Origin of the sequence: Olleya sp. UBA1516, from assembly GCF_002323495.1 — a bacterium.
Lineage (GTDB): Bacteria > Bacteroidota > Bacteroidia > Flavobacteriales > Flavobacteriaceae > Olleya.
Genome location: NZ_DCQO01000005.1, coordinates 111,406 through 128,140, shown reverse-complemented (window position 1 = coordinate 128,140; position 16,735 = coordinate 111,406). Strand labels below are relative to the sequence as shown.

Annotated in this window: 12 protein-coding genes; 4 read left to right on the top strand and 8 right to left on the bottom strand. The window is 32.9% G+C overall.

From position 1 onward, the window contains the following. Positions 1-55 precede the first annotated feature (55 nt). From B2989_RS01790 to uvrC, 3 genes are all read right to left on the bottom strand, one after another. A complete protein-coding gene (locus B2989_RS01790) occupies positions 56-1,216 on the bottom strand; it encodes a homogentisate 1,2-dioxygenase (protein WP_292943278.1) in 1,161 nt (386 codons plus the stop codon). A 337-nt stretch (positions 1,217-1,553) separates the two neighbouring features. After that, a complete protein-coding gene (locus tag B2989_RS01785) occupies positions 1,554-3,785 on the bottom strand; it encodes a patatin-like phospholipase family protein (protein ID WP_292943275.1) in 2,232 nt (743 codons plus the stop codon). Continuing rightward, entirely contained in the window at positions 3,782-5,575 is a 1,794-nt protein-coding gene (gene uvrC / locus B2989_RS01780) for an excinuclease ABC subunit UvrC (protein ID WP_292943272.1), read from the bottom strand. The genes B2989_RS01785 and uvrC overlap by 4 nt, the downstream gene beginning before the upstream one ends. Before the next feature lie 148 nt (positions 5,576-5,723). On the opposite strand from uvrC, the gene B2989_RS01775 reads away from it, so the two are divergent. The 4 genes from B2989_RS01775 to B2989_RS01760 are packed head-to-tail and all read left to right on the top strand — an operon-like array spanning position 5,724 to position 8,567. Next, a complete protein-coding gene (locus B2989_RS01775) occupies positions 5,724-6,146 on the top strand; it encodes an ATP-dependent zinc protease (protein ID WP_145005644.1) in 423 nt (140 codons plus the stop codon). Next, the gene (gene rimK, locus B2989_RS01770; RefSeq protein WP_145005641.1) at positions 6,147-7,025 is read left to right on the top strand and encodes a 30S ribosomal protein S6--L-glutamate ligase; all 879 of its coding nucleotides are present in this window, start codon (positions 6,147-6,149) and stop codon (positions 7,023-7,025) included. Positions 7,026-7,028: 3 nt separating this feature from the next. Next, positions 7,029-7,997, top strand: coding sequence for a succinylglutamate desuccinylase/aspartoacylase family protein (locus B2989_RS01765; RefSeq protein ID WP_292943266.1), 969 nt, complete (start codon positions 7,029-7,031; stop codon positions 7,995-7,997). A 6-nt stretch (positions 7,998-8,003) separates the two neighbouring features. Then, a complete protein-coding gene (locus tag B2989_RS01760) occupies positions 8,004-8,567 on the top strand; it encodes a 5-formyltetrahydrofolate cyclo-ligase (RefSeq protein ID WP_292943263.1) in 564 nt (187 codons plus the stop codon). Here the strand turns inward: B2989_RS01760 and B2989_RS01755 are convergent. The 5 genes from B2989_RS01755 to B2989_RS01735 form a co-directional block, all read right to left on the bottom strand. Further along, entirely contained in the window at positions 8,564-9,190 is a 627-nt protein-coding gene (locus B2989_RS01755; RefSeq protein WP_292943260.1) for a lipoprotein signal peptidase, read from the bottom strand. The genes B2989_RS01760 and B2989_RS01755 overlap by 4 nt on opposite strands. A gap of 23 nt (positions 9,191-9,213) precedes the next feature. After that, the gene (locus tag B2989_RS01750) at positions 9,214-9,840 is read right to left on the bottom strand and encodes a DUF4097 family beta strand repeat-containing protein (protein WP_292943257.1); all 627 of its coding nucleotides are present in this window, start codon (positions 9,838-9,840) and stop codon (positions 9,214-9,216) included. A gap of 76 nt (positions 9,841-9,916) precedes the next feature. Further along, complete coding sequence (locus tag B2989_RS01745) at positions 9,917-10,300, bottom strand: TraR/DksA family transcriptional regulator (protein ID WP_145005623.1); 384 nt, start codon at positions 10,298-10,300, stop codon at positions 9,917-9,919. A 4-nt stretch (positions 10,301-10,304) separates the two neighbouring features. Beyond that, the gene (gene ileS, locus B2989_RS01740; RefSeq protein ID WP_292943253.1) at positions 10,305-13,712 is read right to left on the bottom strand and encodes an isoleucine--tRNA ligase; all 3,408 of its coding nucleotides are present in this window, start codon (positions 13,710-13,712) and stop codon (positions 10,305-10,307) included. A 115-nt stretch (positions 13,713-13,827) separates the two neighbouring features. Continuing rightward, positions 13,828-16,728 (bottom strand): PQQ-dependent sugar dehydrogenase, encoded by a 2,901-nt coding sequence (locus B2989_RS01735; protein ID WP_292943250.1) that lies wholly within the window; start codon positions 16,726-16,728, stop codon positions 13,828-13,830. Between the last annotated feature and the right edge of the window lie 7 nt (positions 16,729-16,735).

Here is a 16,735-nt window from a genome sequence, read left to right as displayed (position 1 = left end):
TCTTGAATTTTTAATTCGATCTTAATTAATTATTGTTTTGAAATCTTTTTTAATTTTAATGCTCTAGCCACGATTTGTAATAGTCTTCGTCTGCTATTTTAAGTGCTTCCTCAGTTACCATTAATGGTTTAAACGTGTCTACCATTACTGCTAGCTCGTCTGTTTTTACTTTCCCGATGCTACGCTCTGTTGCTCCTGGGTGTGGACCATGTGGTATTCCTGCAGGATGCAAGGATATGTGTCCTGCATCAATATCGTTTCTAGACATAAAATCTCCGTCAACGTAATACAATACCTCATCACTATCTATATTACTATGATTGTAAGGTGCTGGAATACTGTCTGGATGATAATCGTACAGTCTTGGCACAAAACTACAAACTACAAATGCATCTGTCTCAAAAGTTTGATGCACTGGTGGTGGTTGGTGGATACGTCCTGTAATGGGCTCAAAATCGTGGATTGAAAACGCGTATGGATAGTTGTAACCGTCGTAACCCACTACATCAAAAGGATGTGTAGCGTAAACCATTTCAAAAATATCGTCTTGCTTTTTAACTTTCATTAAAAAGTCTCCTTTTTCGTTATGTGTTTCTAATTCTTGTGGTTGTCTTAAATCACGCTCGCAAAATGGCGAATGCTCTAATAATTGTCCAAACCAGTTACGGTAACGTTTGGGTGTGTAAATTGGTCTTTTAGACTCGACAATAAATAAACGATTGTCCTCAGTGTCAAAATCCATTTTATAAATTACACCTCTTGGTACTAATAGATAGTCTCCGTATTTGAAGTCTAGGTTACCTAGGTGTGTGCGCAGTTTTCCGGTACCTTTGTGGACAAAAATAAGCTCGTCTGCGTCTGTGTTTTTATAAAAATAATCTGTTGTTGATTGTTTTGGTGCTGCTAAAATGATACTACAATCGCTGTTTATAAGTACTGTTTTACGAGACTGTAAATAATCGTTTTCTGGTTTGACTTGAAACCCTTTTAAACGGTAGGATTGTATATGGTTTTTTTTAGCAATTTTTGGTGCAACACTGTATTGTTTTTTAATTTCTTTTACTTGTGTTGGTCTATGCTCGTGATAGGAGTTTGTTGACATACCGTCAAATCCTATGGTACCAAATAACTGCTCTGCGTACAATGTACCGTCCGCTTTTCTGAACTGTGTGTGTCTTTTTGGTGGTATTTTTCCTAGTTTATGATAAAATGGCATTTTGTTATAGTTTTAAATTGAAAAAAATAACGTCTAAGAAACTTGTGACGCTTTACTAAATGCTTAACAAGGAAGAAAGATCACTCTGGATTACGCTTAATCAAGAATTTTAAATGTGATAGTAAATCGCTCCAAATTGTCTTCATAGTGTAACAAATATCGTAAAATTTTATGAGTTTAGGAAGTGTTTTTAAATTGAAAAAAAGACCATTGCGTCTAACCTTGCGTTAAGGGTAATAATGGCATCCTTTTTTTGCTGCCATATATGGCAAAAAAAGATATAATGGATGACCTGGTTGTATTTAAACCCTTAAAGGTTTAAGTACAAAACGCCCAATTAAAACCAATACCCTAAGTTAAAAAACCAATAGCTTTGTTTAGTCTCTGGAGAGATGGTGTACTTAGCTTCTATGGGACCCAAGAAGGATTCAAACGAATAACCTACTGCGTATCCTGAATATTCTGGCCATGAAAACCAATCTGTACCATCAAACAACCTGTCTTCTACATTGGCATAGTTTGCTGCTACCATTATGTGGTTTTTAGGTAAAAACTGATAATCTAAACTTATGCCTCCTTTAATGTAAGAATCTGCTGCTATGGACAGAAAATCGTATCCGTAAAAGGGTTTAAAATTATTGATAAAATTATTACCATAACCACCTAGCACAAAATCTAAAAAGCGATTTGCTTTAGGATTTATTTTAAATCCTCCATCTGTGACTAAGTTAAATGATAATTTATCTGATACTTTGAAAGCATATCCTAACTCGGCTTTTAGAATTGTAAATGGAGAAAATGTGCTTGAAAAATCTGAGGAATACACATAGTGATTACCTTGCGCAGAGAAAAGCACGCCTTCTGTCGGGAAGTATTTACTATCGTAGGTATCGTATTTTAATTCTCCAAAAAGACTGACATAGTTACTGTTTTCAAAAAGTGTTTCTGTTTCATCTTCTGAGGATAAAATAGTTTCGGTTTTTACTCTTAATTTTTTATGCTCAACACCTAGTGATAATACTAAATCATTTCTAAAAAGGGTTTGTAGGTAAACTTGGTTATTAAAGTCTGAGAGCTCGGCATTTATTTTATTTATGCCTGTGTTAATTTGTGTTGGTGTTAAAAATGCGTTGGCTACAATGCCTTGACTAAACTCGTTATACCTTGATTTTAAACCAACACTCCAATATATCCCTTTATCTATAAAATAATCAAAATTATATCTAACGTGGTCACCTATTATAAAATCCATAGACACTACATCGTTTTTTAATAAAAATTGCTTTTTAGTTATGTTGGCCAAAATTGCACTTTTATATAAATCATCGTAGTGTAATCCCAATTTTAAAAAGGTTGTTTTTTTAGTTTCGGACACATTGGTAATTATCTTGTAAGTATTGTCTTGTTCTGGTTTTAACTCGTAAAAAAAGCTATCAAAGTTATTGGTTGCAACAATATTGTTAGCGCCTTCTGATAGGTCGTTGTATGAAATTTTGCTGTAAGGTCTGATTTTTAATTTTCCTAGGATGTAAGATCTTGTGTATTTATCTATTCCGTTAGTTTCTATATAATTAATTTGCAAACTATCTGGAGACAGGTCTGTTTGCTCTTTACTTGGTGTGTAATGTTGCTTTGCTTTTAATTGTTTTAAAATATCTATTTCTTTTTTTGCAGCAACTTCTCCATTATGAATTATTTGATTTCCGTCATCAAAAGACACGACATTAAATTTAGAAATATCTGGTTTAATATAAATATCAGTCATTTTAGACTTGATTTTCATGTCATTAATGGTTCTAAAATTATTTATCTGAAATAAAATTTGTGGTGCTGAAGACAGATCTGTTCTATTGGCTAATCCGTCTTGTACGTCTACACCAATAATAATATCCATGCCTTTTGCCTTTAACTCTTTTATTGGGTAATTATTTACAACACCACCATCGATTAACAATTTACCATCAATATCTACTGGTTGAAATAATGAAGGAAAAGCTCCTGATGCTTTAACTGCTTGTGGTAAATTACCTTTATCTAAAATAACTTGCTGACCAGTCTCTACATCTGTAGCAATACAGAAAAAAGGGATTGGTAATTTAGAAAAGTCGTCCTCACTACTTACATGAAGCAATAATTTTGTTAATAAATTAAAGGTGTTTTGCCCTTTGGATAATGCTGTTGGCAGCTTTACTTTAAGATGATCAAAGGGTAGTGTTATTGCGTATCTTTCTGAAATTTCTCTTTCATAGGTTGACTTAGCTGATCTTGGGATATTATCATTTAAAATGTCATCAAAATTTACGCCTTTAAAAATAGAATCTAATTGTTTACCTGAATATCCTGAAGCATAAAGTGACCCAATAATTGCTCCCATACTTGTCCCTGCAATATAGTCTACCCTAATCCCTAAACTGTCTACAACTTTTAAAACACCAATGTGAGCAAAACCTTTGGCTCCACCACCACTTAATACTAGACCAACCTTTGGCTCTGCAGCTTGTGCATCTTGCGCGTTAAGATTGGTACTTAACGCTAATAATGTTATAATTACAATGTATATCTGCTTCATTCTTTATGGTAATAATTATAAATTTTTGTTGCTCTAGAATTTCCGACAACCTCTTCTAGCTCGTCAATTTTAGCATTTGAAATTCGCTTTGCGGACTTAAATACTTTTAATAATTCTACAATTGTTTTTTCTCCAATACCAGGAATGGTTTCCATTTCTGTATTTAATGCCTGTTTACTTCGTTTGTTACGATGATGCTCTATCCCAAAGCGATGGGCTTCATTACGTAACTGTTGTATTATTTTTAGTGTTTCTGATTTTTTATCTAAATATACGGGAATTGGATCGTCTGGGTAGAATAATTCTTCTAATCGTTTTGCAATTCCTATAATGGCTATTTTTCCTCTTAACCCTAAAGCATCTAAACTTTTTAAAGCTGAAGATAATTGTCCTTTTCCTCCATCAATAATTATCAATTGTGGTAAAGGTTGTTTTTCTTCTAACAAACGTCTGTAGCGTCTAAATACCACTTCTTCCATTGAGGCAAAATCATCAGGACCTTCTACTGTTTTGATATTAAAGTGACGATAATCTTTTTTACTAGGCTTTCCGTTTTTAAACACAACACAAGCTGCTACTGGATTTGTACCTTGTATGTTGGAGTTATCAAAACACTCGATATGTCTTGGCTCTTCTCCTAATCGCAAATCCACCTTCATTTGTGCCATGATACGATTAGCATGACGATCTGGATCTGTAATTTTTACCTGTTTAAAACGCTCTAATCTGTAATATTTGGCATTTCTAACAGATAAGTCTAAGATATGTTTTTTATCTCCTAATTGTGGAATAGTTACTTTTATATCTTGACCTAAATCTACTTTAAAAGGTACGTAAACTTCTTTAGACCTTGAGTTAAAACGTGCTCGGATTTCTACAATTGCTAATTCTAGTAAGGTTTTATCTGTCTCGTCTAACTTCTTTTTAATCTCTAAAGTATGTGACCTAATTATTGACCCATATGATAATTGCAAAAAGTTAATATAGCCATGACCTGCATCACTAACTATGGAAAACACATCCACATTGCTAATCTTAGGGTTTACAATAGTAGATTTGGCTTGATAATTTTCTAGAACCTGAATTTTTTCTTTAATTTTTTGGGCTTCTTCAAACTGCATATCCTGAGCATATTGGCTCATTTGTGCTTTAAATTCGCCTAAAGATTCTTTAAAATTTCCTTTTAAAATTTCTCTAATTGCCTTTATGTTTTGGTTATAACTTTCCTCATCCTCATAACCTTCGCAAGGTCCTTTACAGTTCCCTAAATGGTACTCTAGACATACTTTATATTTTCCTGACTCGATTTTGCTTTCTGCCAAATCATAATTACACGTTCTAATCTGATACAAGCCTTTAATTAAATCTAATAAGGTATAAACCGTTTTAATATTGGTGTAAGGTCCAAAATATTCGCTTCCATCTTTTATATAGCGTCTTGTACTAAATACTCTTGGAAAACGCTCTTTTTTTATACAAATCCATGGGTAGCTTTTATCGTCTTTTAGTAAAACATTATAACGTGGTCTATGTTTTTTAATTAGGTTGTTTTCTAATAAAAGTGCATCTGTTTCTGTCTGTACAACAATGTGTTTAATATTAGCAATACGTTTTACTAAAACTCTAGTTTTACCATTTTCGTGAGTTTTTGTAAAATACGAACTTACTCTCTTCTTTAAATTTTTTGCCTTACCAATGTATATTATTGTACCTTCTGTATCAAAATACTGATAAACTCCAGGTGATTCTGGAAGGGTTTTAAGTTGTACATCTAAAGAAGTTTGACTCATCTTACACTTTAAAATCGAAGAAAATTGATAGTTATTCAAAGGTAATTATTTAAAAACAACTTAACCTTTATCGCCTAAATTTTAACCTAAAAATAAATTAATCACGCTTAGTTATTTAGTACCTTGCACCTCTTTTTAAACTTTACAAATGACAAAAAAAACCATAGGAAGAACAGACAAAATTAACTTTCCAGTGTTAGATCTTTTTGAAATAGACTGCAAAATAGATACAGGTGCTTACACGTCTGCAATACACTGCTCTCTGGTAGAAGTTAAAGAAGATGGCTTACATTGCACATTTTACAGCAAAGGTCATCCTAATTTTAATAGTAAAACTAAAGTTTTTAAAGATTACACTTTTACTGATGTAAAAAGCAGCAATGGTTTTGTAGAAAACCGTTATAAAATAAAAACAGATGTTGTTTTTTTTGGTAAAACATACAAGATTAACTTAACTTTAAGCACAAGAGACGATATGAGATTTCCGGTTTTAATTGGTAGACAGTTTTTAAAACGAAAATTTTTAGTAGATGTCGATATACAAAACCAATCCTTTAACTATAATAAATAAATGAACATTGTAATTTTATCTAGAAACGCTAACTTATACTCCACAGACCGTTTAGTTGAAGAAGGCGAAAATAGAGGCCACAAAATAGAAATAATAGATCCTTTAAAATGTGATATTATTATTGAAAAAGAAAAACCAACCATCTACTACAAAGATCGTTATTTAGATTATGTAGATGCTATTATACCACGTATTGGTGCTTCAATAACTTTTTATGGTTGCGCTGTGGTAAGGCAATTTGAAATGATGAATGTTTTTACAACAGCATCTTCTGAAGCTATTTTAAGATCTAGAGATAAGCTTAAAAGTTTACAAAGATTAAGTAAAGCCGGAATTGGAATGCCAAAAACGGTTTTTACAAACTACTCTAGAGACGTTGAAGAAGTTATAGAACATGTAGGTGGTGTGCCAGTAATTATTAAATTACTAGAAGGTACACAAGGTTTAGGAGTTGTGTTAGCAGAAAGCAAAAATGCTGCCGAATCTGTTTTAGAAGCCTTTAATGGTTTAGAAGCTAGAGTAATTGTTCAAGAATTTATAAAAGAAGCTAAAGGTGCTGATTTACGTGCGCTTGTAGTTGATGGTCAAGTTGTTGGAGCTATGAAACGCCAAGGTAAAGAAGGTGAATTTAGATCTAATTTACATCGTGGTGGAAATGCACAGATTATTAAATTAAGTGAAGCTGAATTAAGCGTTGCAATGAAAGCGTCACAAGCATTGAAGCTACCAGTATGTGGTGTTGACATGCTACAATCGGACAGAGGTCCTTTATTACTAGAAGTTAACTCTAGTCCTGGTTTGGAAGGTATTGAAAATGCTACAGGTAAAAACATTGCTAAAAGCATTATTAATTACATAGAAAGAAATACCAAAAAATAATTGATGCAAACAAACGACGTTTTAGAAATTTTAGGTGAAGCTATAAAACCTGGTCAAAGTGCAGAGGTCAGTTTTAATGTTGCTAAGCTACATACAAGAACTCCAGTAGATGTTCCTATTATTATAGAACGCTCTAGAAAACCTGGTCCTACTATTTTATTTACAGCAGGTATACATGGTGACGAAATTAATGGTATTGAAATTGTACGACAACTAATCTCTAAAGGGATAAATAAACCTAAAATTGGTACCACAATTTGTATTCCAGTACTTAACATTTTTGGTTTTATAAACATGGCTCGCGCTTTTCCTGATGGTCGTGATCTAAACCGTGTGTTTCCTGGAGTAAAAAATGGGTCATTAGCCAGTCGTGTGGCTTACGAGTTGATACATGAGGTTGTACCACATGTAGATTTTATAGTAGATTTTCATACAGGAGGTGCTTATCGTTTTAATGCACCACAAATACGTATTGAAAAAGGCAGCGAAGATGATGATGTAATGGCCGAAATATTTGGAGCACCATTTATTTTATATTCTAAAAACCTTAATAAATCGTTTAGAAACGCGTGCAACAAATTAGGAAAACCCATCTTACTTTATGAAGGTGGAAAATCTTTTGATTTAGACAATACGGTTACTAATACAGGTGTTAATGGTGCAAAACGCATCATGAATCATTTTGGGATGTTACGCAGACAATTTAAGGTTACAGAGCCTAAAAAAGAGTGTGTTAAAATAACCGAAAGCTCTTGGATGCGTGCTAAACACTCTGGTATGTTTAAAGCTACTATAAAAGTTGGTATAGAGGTTAAAATAGGTGATGACATAGGAAACATAACAGATCCTTATGGTAAATTTAATCACTTTGTTAAAGCAAAACACTCTGGTTACATAATTAATATTAATCAATCACCTATTGTTTATCAAGGTGACGCATTGTTTCATATCTCTACAGAAGTCTTAAAATAGTTTAAGATGAAAAAGATTGAATTACGAAAAAAATATAAATCACTAAGACGCTTACTTAATCAAGATCAAATTGAAGCACTAAGCATTACTATTGCTAATCAGTTACTAACCCTTCCTATTTGGGATTATAGTTTTTACCATTTATTTTTAACTATCACATCACAACATGAAGTTAATACCGATTATATTTTAAATATCTTATCAGGAAAGGATAAAAACATAGTTGTTTCTAAAAGTAATTTTACCAACAATACGTTAACCAACTATTTGCTAACAGACGCTACCACATTTAAATTAAGTGATTATAATATCCCAGAACCAATAGATGGCATTGAGATTTTAAACCATAATATAGACGTCGTATTTGTACCGCTTTTAGCGTTTGATTTAAAAGGAAATCGTGTAGGTTATGGTAAAGGATTTTATGATAATTTATTAGCGTCTTGCAAACCCAATACCCTTAAAATTGGCTTGTCCTTTTTTGAAGCTGAAGCTGAAATTGAAGATGTTTTTGATGGAGATATCCCTATGGATTACTGCGTAACTCCGAAGCAGATTTACAAATTTTAATCTTGTTCATGTTTAGGAAATGCTTTTCCGTTAAAGAAAATTAATATTCCAAAACCAATACTAATTGCAACATCAGCAATATTAAATACAGGTTCAAAAAACGTGAAATAATCACCACCAATTCCTGGAATCCATTCTGGTAAATAGCCTTTCCATAACGGAAAGTATAGCATATCTACAACCTTACCATGTAATAAACTATCATAACCTTGACCAGGTAAAAAAGAAGCAACTTGACTAATACTGTCTTCAAACATAACACCATAAAACACAGAGTCTAAAATATTACCTAAGGCACCAGCAAAAATAAATACTAATGCTAATATTAATGTTTTAGATTGTTGCTTTTTGATAGTATTAACTAACCAATATCCAATACCAATAATAGCAAAAACCCTAAATACTGTCAGGCTTAATTTTGCTGTTCTATCCGTCATAAATGGTAAAATATCGCTTAGTTTTGTTCCCCAAGCCATACCACTATTTTCAATAAAATAAATTTTAAACCAATTAAAAACAGTTACATCTTCGCCTAAAACAAAGTGTGTTTTTACGTAAATTTTACTTATTTGATCAATAAGTAAAATAACAAAAATTAATGCTGTGGCTTTTTTGAAATTCATAATCTAATTAAACAAAAGTAGTGCTATTTTTCAGTTTTAGTAATCTTTATATCACCATTAATGGTATGACAATTTAGATTAAATTTTAAAAATTTAAATTGGGTTAATGTAATCTGTCCCGTTTTAGTAAAAGCTTCTACTTTTGCGTGATCTGTTTCGATATTAATATCCCCATTTACCGTGTTAATGGAGGCATTTCCTAAAAACTGTTTAAGATTACAATTTCCTTGATTTAATTCAATAAAAACCGATGGATACGTCCCAACCAAATCCACAGATCCAATATTACTTTTAATCTCTAATTTAATATTTTTAGGTACCAACAATTGATACTCTACAGACATAACCTTGTGCGCACTTAATTTGTCGTTGTCTTTTACAAATAATGGCTGAAATGATGAGGATATATACAATTGCTTGTTTACAATACTATCAACCATTACTAGTTGATTAGCATGTTCACCTTCAATTTTTACCTTTAATAAGATAGTGTTAGATAGACTATTTGAAACCGTAATATTAAACACATTTTCTCCATCTATTACTATTGTATTAATCACATCTGCATTCCATATTTTTTCAGTACTTTTTTGAGCACATACAGATGTAATTGCTATTAATAGTAATAAAATGGTACTTTTAAGTTTCAAAAGGTCAAACTATTTTAAATATAAAACGCTTCAAAATATATTGAAGCGTTTATAAAATTAAAGACTCTATCTTTTATTATTGTTGCATATTTTTAGCCTCTATACTTAATGTTGCATGAGGTACTAGTTCTAATCGTTTTGCATTTATTAGCTTTCCAGTTACACGACAAACACCATAAGTTTTGTTTTCAATTCTGATTAAAGCATTTTTTAAATCACGAATAAATTTTTCTTGTCTAATCGCTAATGCTGAATTAGATTCTTTACTCATTGTTTCGCTTCCTTCGTCAAACGCTTTAAATGTAGGTGATGTATCATCTGTACCATTATTATGGTCATTCATATACGCACTTTGAATAAGCTCTAAATCATGTTTAGCTTGTTTTATTTTATCTTGAATAAGCACTTTAAATCCTGCTAATTCTTTATCTGAATATCTAATATTAATATCTGAAGCCATAATTTTAAATTTTTTGTATAAATAGTTTGGTATTTACGTCATCAAAAGCAATTTCTATACCACTATTTAATTGATTAATAATTTTTAGATCATCAGTTAAAGTTTCCGCTTTAATATAATCTAAGTTTGTTTTTACCGCTTGCGTGATGTTAACATCTTCTTGTAATTGCACACTAATTTTATCTGTTACTTCAAATCCAGAGTCTTTACGTAAATTTTGAATACGGTTTACTAACTCCCTAGCTATACCTTCTTCTTTTAAAGCATCTGATATTGTAACGTCTAAAGCTACTGTAATATTACCTTCATTTGCAACTAACCACCCTTCAATATCTTGAGAGGTAATTTCGACATCATCACGTTGTAATTTAACTATTTTTCCATTACAATCAACATCTATTTCTCCTTTTTGTTCAACAATTTTAATATCGTCTGCAGTCATTTTATTTATTGCTCCAGCGATAGTTTTCATGTCCTTACCAAAACGAGGTCCTAACGTTTTAAAGTTAGGTTTGATTTGTTTTACTAATATATCTGATGCATCTTCTAAAATTTGGATTTCCTTTATGTTTACCTCATGCTTAATTAAATCCGCAACTGCTAGAATTTCTTCTTTTTGTTGTTCTGAATCTATCGGAATCATAATTTTTTGCAACGGTTGACGCACTTTTATTTTTTCTTTAGCTCTTAATGATAGCACTAAAGAAGAGATGGTTTGCGCGTTTTCCATTTTACGCTCTAATAATTTATCAACATAACTAGCGTCAAACTTAGGGAACTCTGCTAAATGCACACTCTCAAAAGCCTCTTTATTAGTTACTGAGTTTAAATCTAAATACAGCTTATCCATGAAAAATGGTGCAATTGGCGCTCCTAACTTGGCTATGGTAACCATACAAGTGTATAGGGTTTGATAGGCCGAAATCTTATCTGTTTGATAGTCTCCCTTCCAGAAACGTCTTCTGCTTAAACGTACAAACCAGTTACTTACATAATCCTGTGTAAAATCTGAAATAGCACGTGCTGCTTTAGTTGGTTCATATTCTGCATAATACTCATCAACTTTCTGAATTAAAGTATGCAATTCTGATAAAATCCATCGATCCAATTCTGGTCGCTCTGCTAATGGAATTTCCGCTTCAGCGTAACTAAACTTATCCAAGTTAGTATATAAACTAAAGAATGAATAGGTGTTATAAAGTGTACCGAAAAACTTACGTTTTACTTCTTCAATACCATCTAAATCAAACTTTAAGTTATCCCATGGATTTGCGTTAGATATCATGTACCAGCGTGTTGCATCTGCTCCATAAGTATCTAAAGTTTCAAATGGATCTGTCGCGTTACCTAAACGTTTAGACATTTTCTGTCCGTTTTTATCTAACACTAATCCGTTAGACACTACGTTTTTATAGGCAACCGAGTCAAATACCATTGTTGCAATTGCGTGCAAGGTATAAAACCAACCTCTAGTTTGATCCACTCCTTCTGCAATAAAATCTGCAGGAAAAGCTTCGTTATTATCTATTTTTTCTTTGTTTTCAAATGGGTAATGCCATTGTGCGTAAGGCATTGATCCAGAATCAAACCAAACGTCTATTAAGTCGCTTTCGCGTTGCATTGGCTGTCCACTAGGTGACACTAATACAATACCATCTACAATATTTTTATGTAAATCTAACTTAGCATAGTTTTCTTCGGAATTGTTTCCAACCTCAAAATCTTCAAAGATATCTTTAGATAAAACACCAGCTGAAACTGCTTTTTGCATTTCGGCTTTAAGCTCTTCAACAGATCCAATACAGATTTCTTCCTTACCATCTTCTGTTCTCCAGATTGGCAAAGGAATTCCCCAATAACGAGATCTAGATAAATTCCAATCGTTTGCATTGGCTAACCAATTACCAAAACGTCCTGTCCCTGTTGATTTTGGTTTCCAGTTAATGGTATCATTATTTGCTACCATTTTTTCTTTAACATCAGTCACTTTAATAAACCAAGAATCTAATGGGTAATATAGGATTGGTTTATCTGTACGCCAGCAATGTGGATAACTGTGCTTATATTTTTCAACCTTAAAGGCTTTATTTTCTTCTTTTAACTTAATCGCTAGCTCAACATCTATTGATCGTTCTGGAGCTTCGCCATCATTATAGTATTCATTCTTAACATACTTTCCACCAAACTCTCCCATTTCTGGTCTAAACTTACCTTGTAAATCTACAAGAGGCACTAAGTTTCCATTATCGTCTTTTACCAATAATGGTGGTATTTCTGGCGAAGCTTGTTTTGCTACTAAGGCATCATCTGCTCCAAATGTTGGTGCTGTATGTACGATACCTGTACCATCTTCAGTCGTTACAAAGTCTCCAGCAATGACTCTAAAGGCATTCTCTGGATTGTCATTTGGTAATGCGTATTGTAATAATTGTTCGTATTTAATACCAACAAGATCTTTTCCTTTAAATTCTTTTACAACATAAAAAGGGATTTGCTTATCACCATCTTTATAGTCTAAAAGTTCTGGTTTAGTCTGTACTTGATTAAACGATTTTCCTGCAAATTGTTTAGCAACTAAAGCCTTAGCCATAATTACATTAATAGGCTTAAATGTATATTGGTTATACGTTTCTACCAAAACATAATCTATTTTTGGGCCAACCGTTAATGCTGTGTTACTTGGCAATGTCCAAGGTGTAGTAGTCCATGCTGTAAAATGGATATCGCCTTCGTTTTGTAAAAAGTCTGGTAATGTACTTTCAATAGCTTTAAACTGTGCAACAATAGTTGTATCTGTTACATCTTGATATGCTCCAGGTTGATTAACCTCATGCGAGCTTAATCCTGTTCCTGCTTTTGGAGAATATGGTTGAATAGTATACCCTTTGTACATTAACTTTTTAGAGTAAATCTCTTTTAAAAGCCACCAAACGGTTTCCATATATTTAGGCTCGTAGGTGATATATGGATCTTCCATATCTACCCAATATCCCATTTTTTGAGTTAGGTCATTCCAAACATCAGTATAACGCATAACTGCTTTACGACAGGCTGCATTATAGTCTTCCACCGAAATTGTTTTACCAATATCTTCTTTGGTAATACCCAGTTCTTTCTCTACACCAAGCTCTATTGGTAAACCGTGGGTATCCCAACCAGCTTTACGCTTAACCTGAAAACCTTTCATGGTTTTGTAACGTGGAAAAATATCTTTTATAGCTCGTGCTAAAACGTGATGTACTCCAGGCAATCCGTTAGCTGAAGGTGGTCCTTCAAAAAACACGTAAGGCTCTGCGTTTTCACGAGTTGTTACACTTTTTTCAAAGATGTTATTGTCCTGCCAATATTTAAGAATTTCTTCTGCTACGTTTGGTAAGTTAAGTCCTTTATATTCAGTGAATCCTGCGCTCATTTTTTCTAATTTCGTTATAGAGTCGCGAAATTAAGGAATTCTGTTTAAAACTCTGATTATTGAGCATAAAAAAACTCCAATGCAAATGCATTGGAGTTTAATAAAAAATTATTATTTAAATTTTTATAATTTTTTTAGAAGCTAAAGTTTTATTGTCTTCTACAATCGTTATAAAATAGACACCACTATTTAATTGACTTAATTGATTAAATGTAGTTGTATCTTGAGATTTACTTATTATTTTTTGTTGAATTATACGACCTTGTAAATCTATTAGTTTTACATGCGTTTCTTTGTTTGATAAATTTGATAATTTAACAGAAAACGCATCTTTAATAGGGTTAGGATAAACACTAAATACAGCTAAATCAAAATTTTGAATAGATAAGGTTGGCGCAACAATATTGACCATATAGTCTTCTACTTCTGAATCTTGACCTGCTTCAACAATGTCTCCACAACTACCGCTTGGTGTCCAATATTGCCTAGAAGCTATACGCATTCTTGTAGTACCATTTGGTGTATTTAAAGGTATGGTAAATGTATTAACCCTTGGACTATTACCTGTTGTACCAGTTGCATCATCCCAAACTTTTTCTCCTACATCATTAAAACTTCCGTTTTGATTATAATCTATCCATACAGCTACTCCGGAAGCATTAAAACTTGTATTAACACTTAACGAATACGAAGTCTCACCATCAGCTTTTAAAGTAACAGGTGAAACAGCTGTATAATTAGTATATGATGAATTTTCTGATGAAGAATTATTAATAAATGTAGCACTCTCACCATTTATGGAAACATTAGAAATATAACCATTTGAAACACCCTGAGATGCACAATAAGTAATATCTGTTGTAGAAAATGATATTAATGGATTACTATAATTGGAATAACTAGTTCCGCAAACAGCCCTAACTTGTGCTTCATAATTAGTATTAAAATCTAATCCTGTTAATGTAACACTATTTGTGTTGGACGCTATAGTTGTCCATGCAGATGCGCCACTAACTCTATATCGAATTTGATAAGTTGTGCCTTGCAAAATATCCCATTCTAATTCCGCAGAAGTATTAGTAACACTTGTCACTATCACATTAGCTGGATTGGCTATTGGGTTTACAATAACATTTTGATTTGAAACAACAATTCCTTCTGAGCCAGCATCAAATGTCCACTGCACCACAAAAGTACCTTCTGAAGTATAATTAGTAGGATCTGATGTAACACCAGTGTAATCCACACATTTATAGTTTAAAACTGGTGCAATTGCTGTAACAGAACAATAACCAGAAACATCCGCTAATACAGGAGCTGTTATAGGCTCTGAAGTGTTATTAACAGTGACCATTGCAGCACAAGTATCTTCACCTCCATCTGCACTTATAACTGTTAAATAAACCTCCTGAGGTATTCCGATGTGTGAGCAATCAAATGTATCCTGATTAATAAACATAGTATCCACATTTGTAGACCCATTATCTATATCTGCAGGAGTAATTGTAGCTTGTCCATATGCATCTAATGCTATAGTAATATCTTGACAATTTGCAATAGGTGCATTGGTAATTTGTGGCCCTACATATTCAATTTTAATAATTACTCCAGGATTAGATATTGAAACACCACTATTAGACGAAGGACCAGAGGTCCCTCCTGCATTGTCAGTTACAGCATAAATCGTTAATCCATCTGGAGAAATTGCTATATCGCGATATCTATCGTTAGAAGAATGAAATTCCTCATAACCATCAATAGACCCAACGTTATCATCACCAATAATATCACTTCCATTTGCAGTTAATTTAGCTCTGTAAATTGTTCCTTTTTTTAAAGTAGGAATTAACAATGATCTTCCCCAATTAGGGATTGTATTAGCTTCATGAATATCAATACTTGAAGGAGCTACACTTGGCCAAGTAAACCAACCTCCTGGAGGATCTGTAGCTACAGTACCACCATAGGTTCCGATTGGTGGTTCAAAATTTACTGGCAAGTCATTACTTGTAGGATAAGATTCAAATTCTGTTGCAGTTTCTGCTCCAGCAGGACAATTGTGATCACTAAAGTCACCTGCATTACAAGATCCATTTAATGAGGACCAATTACAATAGGTATATGCCATGTTATCATAGTAACCTGCTATTTGAGGCCATCCATAATTTTTACCTGATTTAATTATATTTATTTCGTCATCTACCTTAGCGCCATGTTCTGAAGCATAAAGTGTGCCATCTGCTGCAAACACAATTCCTTGAGCGTTTCTATGTCCATAGGTATAGACATGACTTTTTACTCCGTTTAAAGTTGGATTATCATTAGGAATACTTCCATCAATATTAATTCGCAACGTTTTACCTGGATAATTATCATAATCTGTTGATGATGTTGGTAAAATTTGTGCTAAAATAGGGTTACACGCATAATCAAATTGATTTGCTCCTTGATCACCTATGGTGTAATATAGCTTATTATCTGGCCCAAAAATTAATCTACCAGAATTATGATCGCCACTTGCTGGAACACCTTCTAAAATAGCTCCATTAGGAGAAAGCGAAACATCCTCGGTTAGAGTTCCTGATACACTATTGTAAACTAATCGCGCTATCCTTAGTTTTAAATCTCCACCATCATTGTAGGTATATGATACAAAAACATAGTTATTTATTGACACCATTGGATTATATAAATCTGGATGTATTGCCATACCCATTAAACCTCCTTGTTTAGAATAAGTTACTTTAGCACTTAAGTCCAACATAGTAATTGGTGTATTTGTTGCTGTTGCTGTGCTAATTCTTGAGATTTTTTCTCCAACACGCTCAGTAACCCATAAATCTCCATCAGGTCCAACAGTGATTTCCCAAGGATAGTTTAGCGCGTTATTAGCTGTTATTTTTGTTGTTGTCCAGTTTGCTCCTGCTGTAACTGCAGTAGCACTTGGCGCCATAGTAACTTGAGCTTTAAGCGATAGCGCAAAAAGCACAACAATCAATTGTAAAGTTTTTTTCATTATAGTT

Bases quoted from the DNA above. Each gene is read 5' to 3' on its own strand.
- B2989_RS01755 (WP_292943260.1), bottom strand. From the start codon at position 9,190: ATGAATTTCAAAAAAGCCACAGCATTAATTTTTGTTATTTTACTTATT.
- B2989_RS01785 (WP_292943275.1), bottom strand. From the start codon at position 3,785: ATGAAGCAGATATACATTGTAATTATAACATTATTAGCGTTAAGTACC.
- B2989_RS01735 (WP_292943250.1), bottom strand. From the start codon at position 16,728: ATGAAAAAAACTTTACAATTGATTGTTGTGCTTTTTGCGCTATCGCTT.
- B2989_RS01745 (WP_145005623.1), bottom strand. From the start codon at position 10,300: ATGGCTTCAGATATTAATATTAGATATTCAGATAAAGAATTAGCAGGA.
- B2989_RS01765 (WP_292943266.1), top strand. From the start codon at position 7,029: ATGCAAACAAACGACGTTTTAGAAATTTTAGGTGAAGCTATAAAACCT.
- B2989_RS01790 (WP_292943278.1), bottom strand. From the start codon at position 1,216: ATGCCATTTTATCATAAACTAGGAAAAATACCACCAAAAAGACACACA.
- B2989_RS01760 (WP_292943263.1), top strand. From the start codon at position 8,004: ATGAAAAAGATTGAATTACGAAAAAAATATAAATCACTAAGACGCTTA.
- B2989_RS01775 (WP_145005644.1), top strand. From the start codon at position 5,724: ATGACAAAAAAAACCATAGGAAGAACAGACAAAATTAACTTTCCAGTG.
- rimK (WP_145005641.1), top strand. From the start codon at position 6,147: ATGAACATTGTAATTTTATCTAGAAACGCTAACTTATACTCCACAGAC.
- ileS (WP_292943253.1), bottom strand. From the start codon at position 13,712: ATGAGCGCAGGATTCACTGAATATAAAGGACTTAACTTACCAAACGTA.
- uvrC (WP_292943272.1), bottom strand. From the start codon at position 5,575: ATGAGTCAAACTTCTTTAGATGTACAACTTAAAACCCTTCCAGAATCA.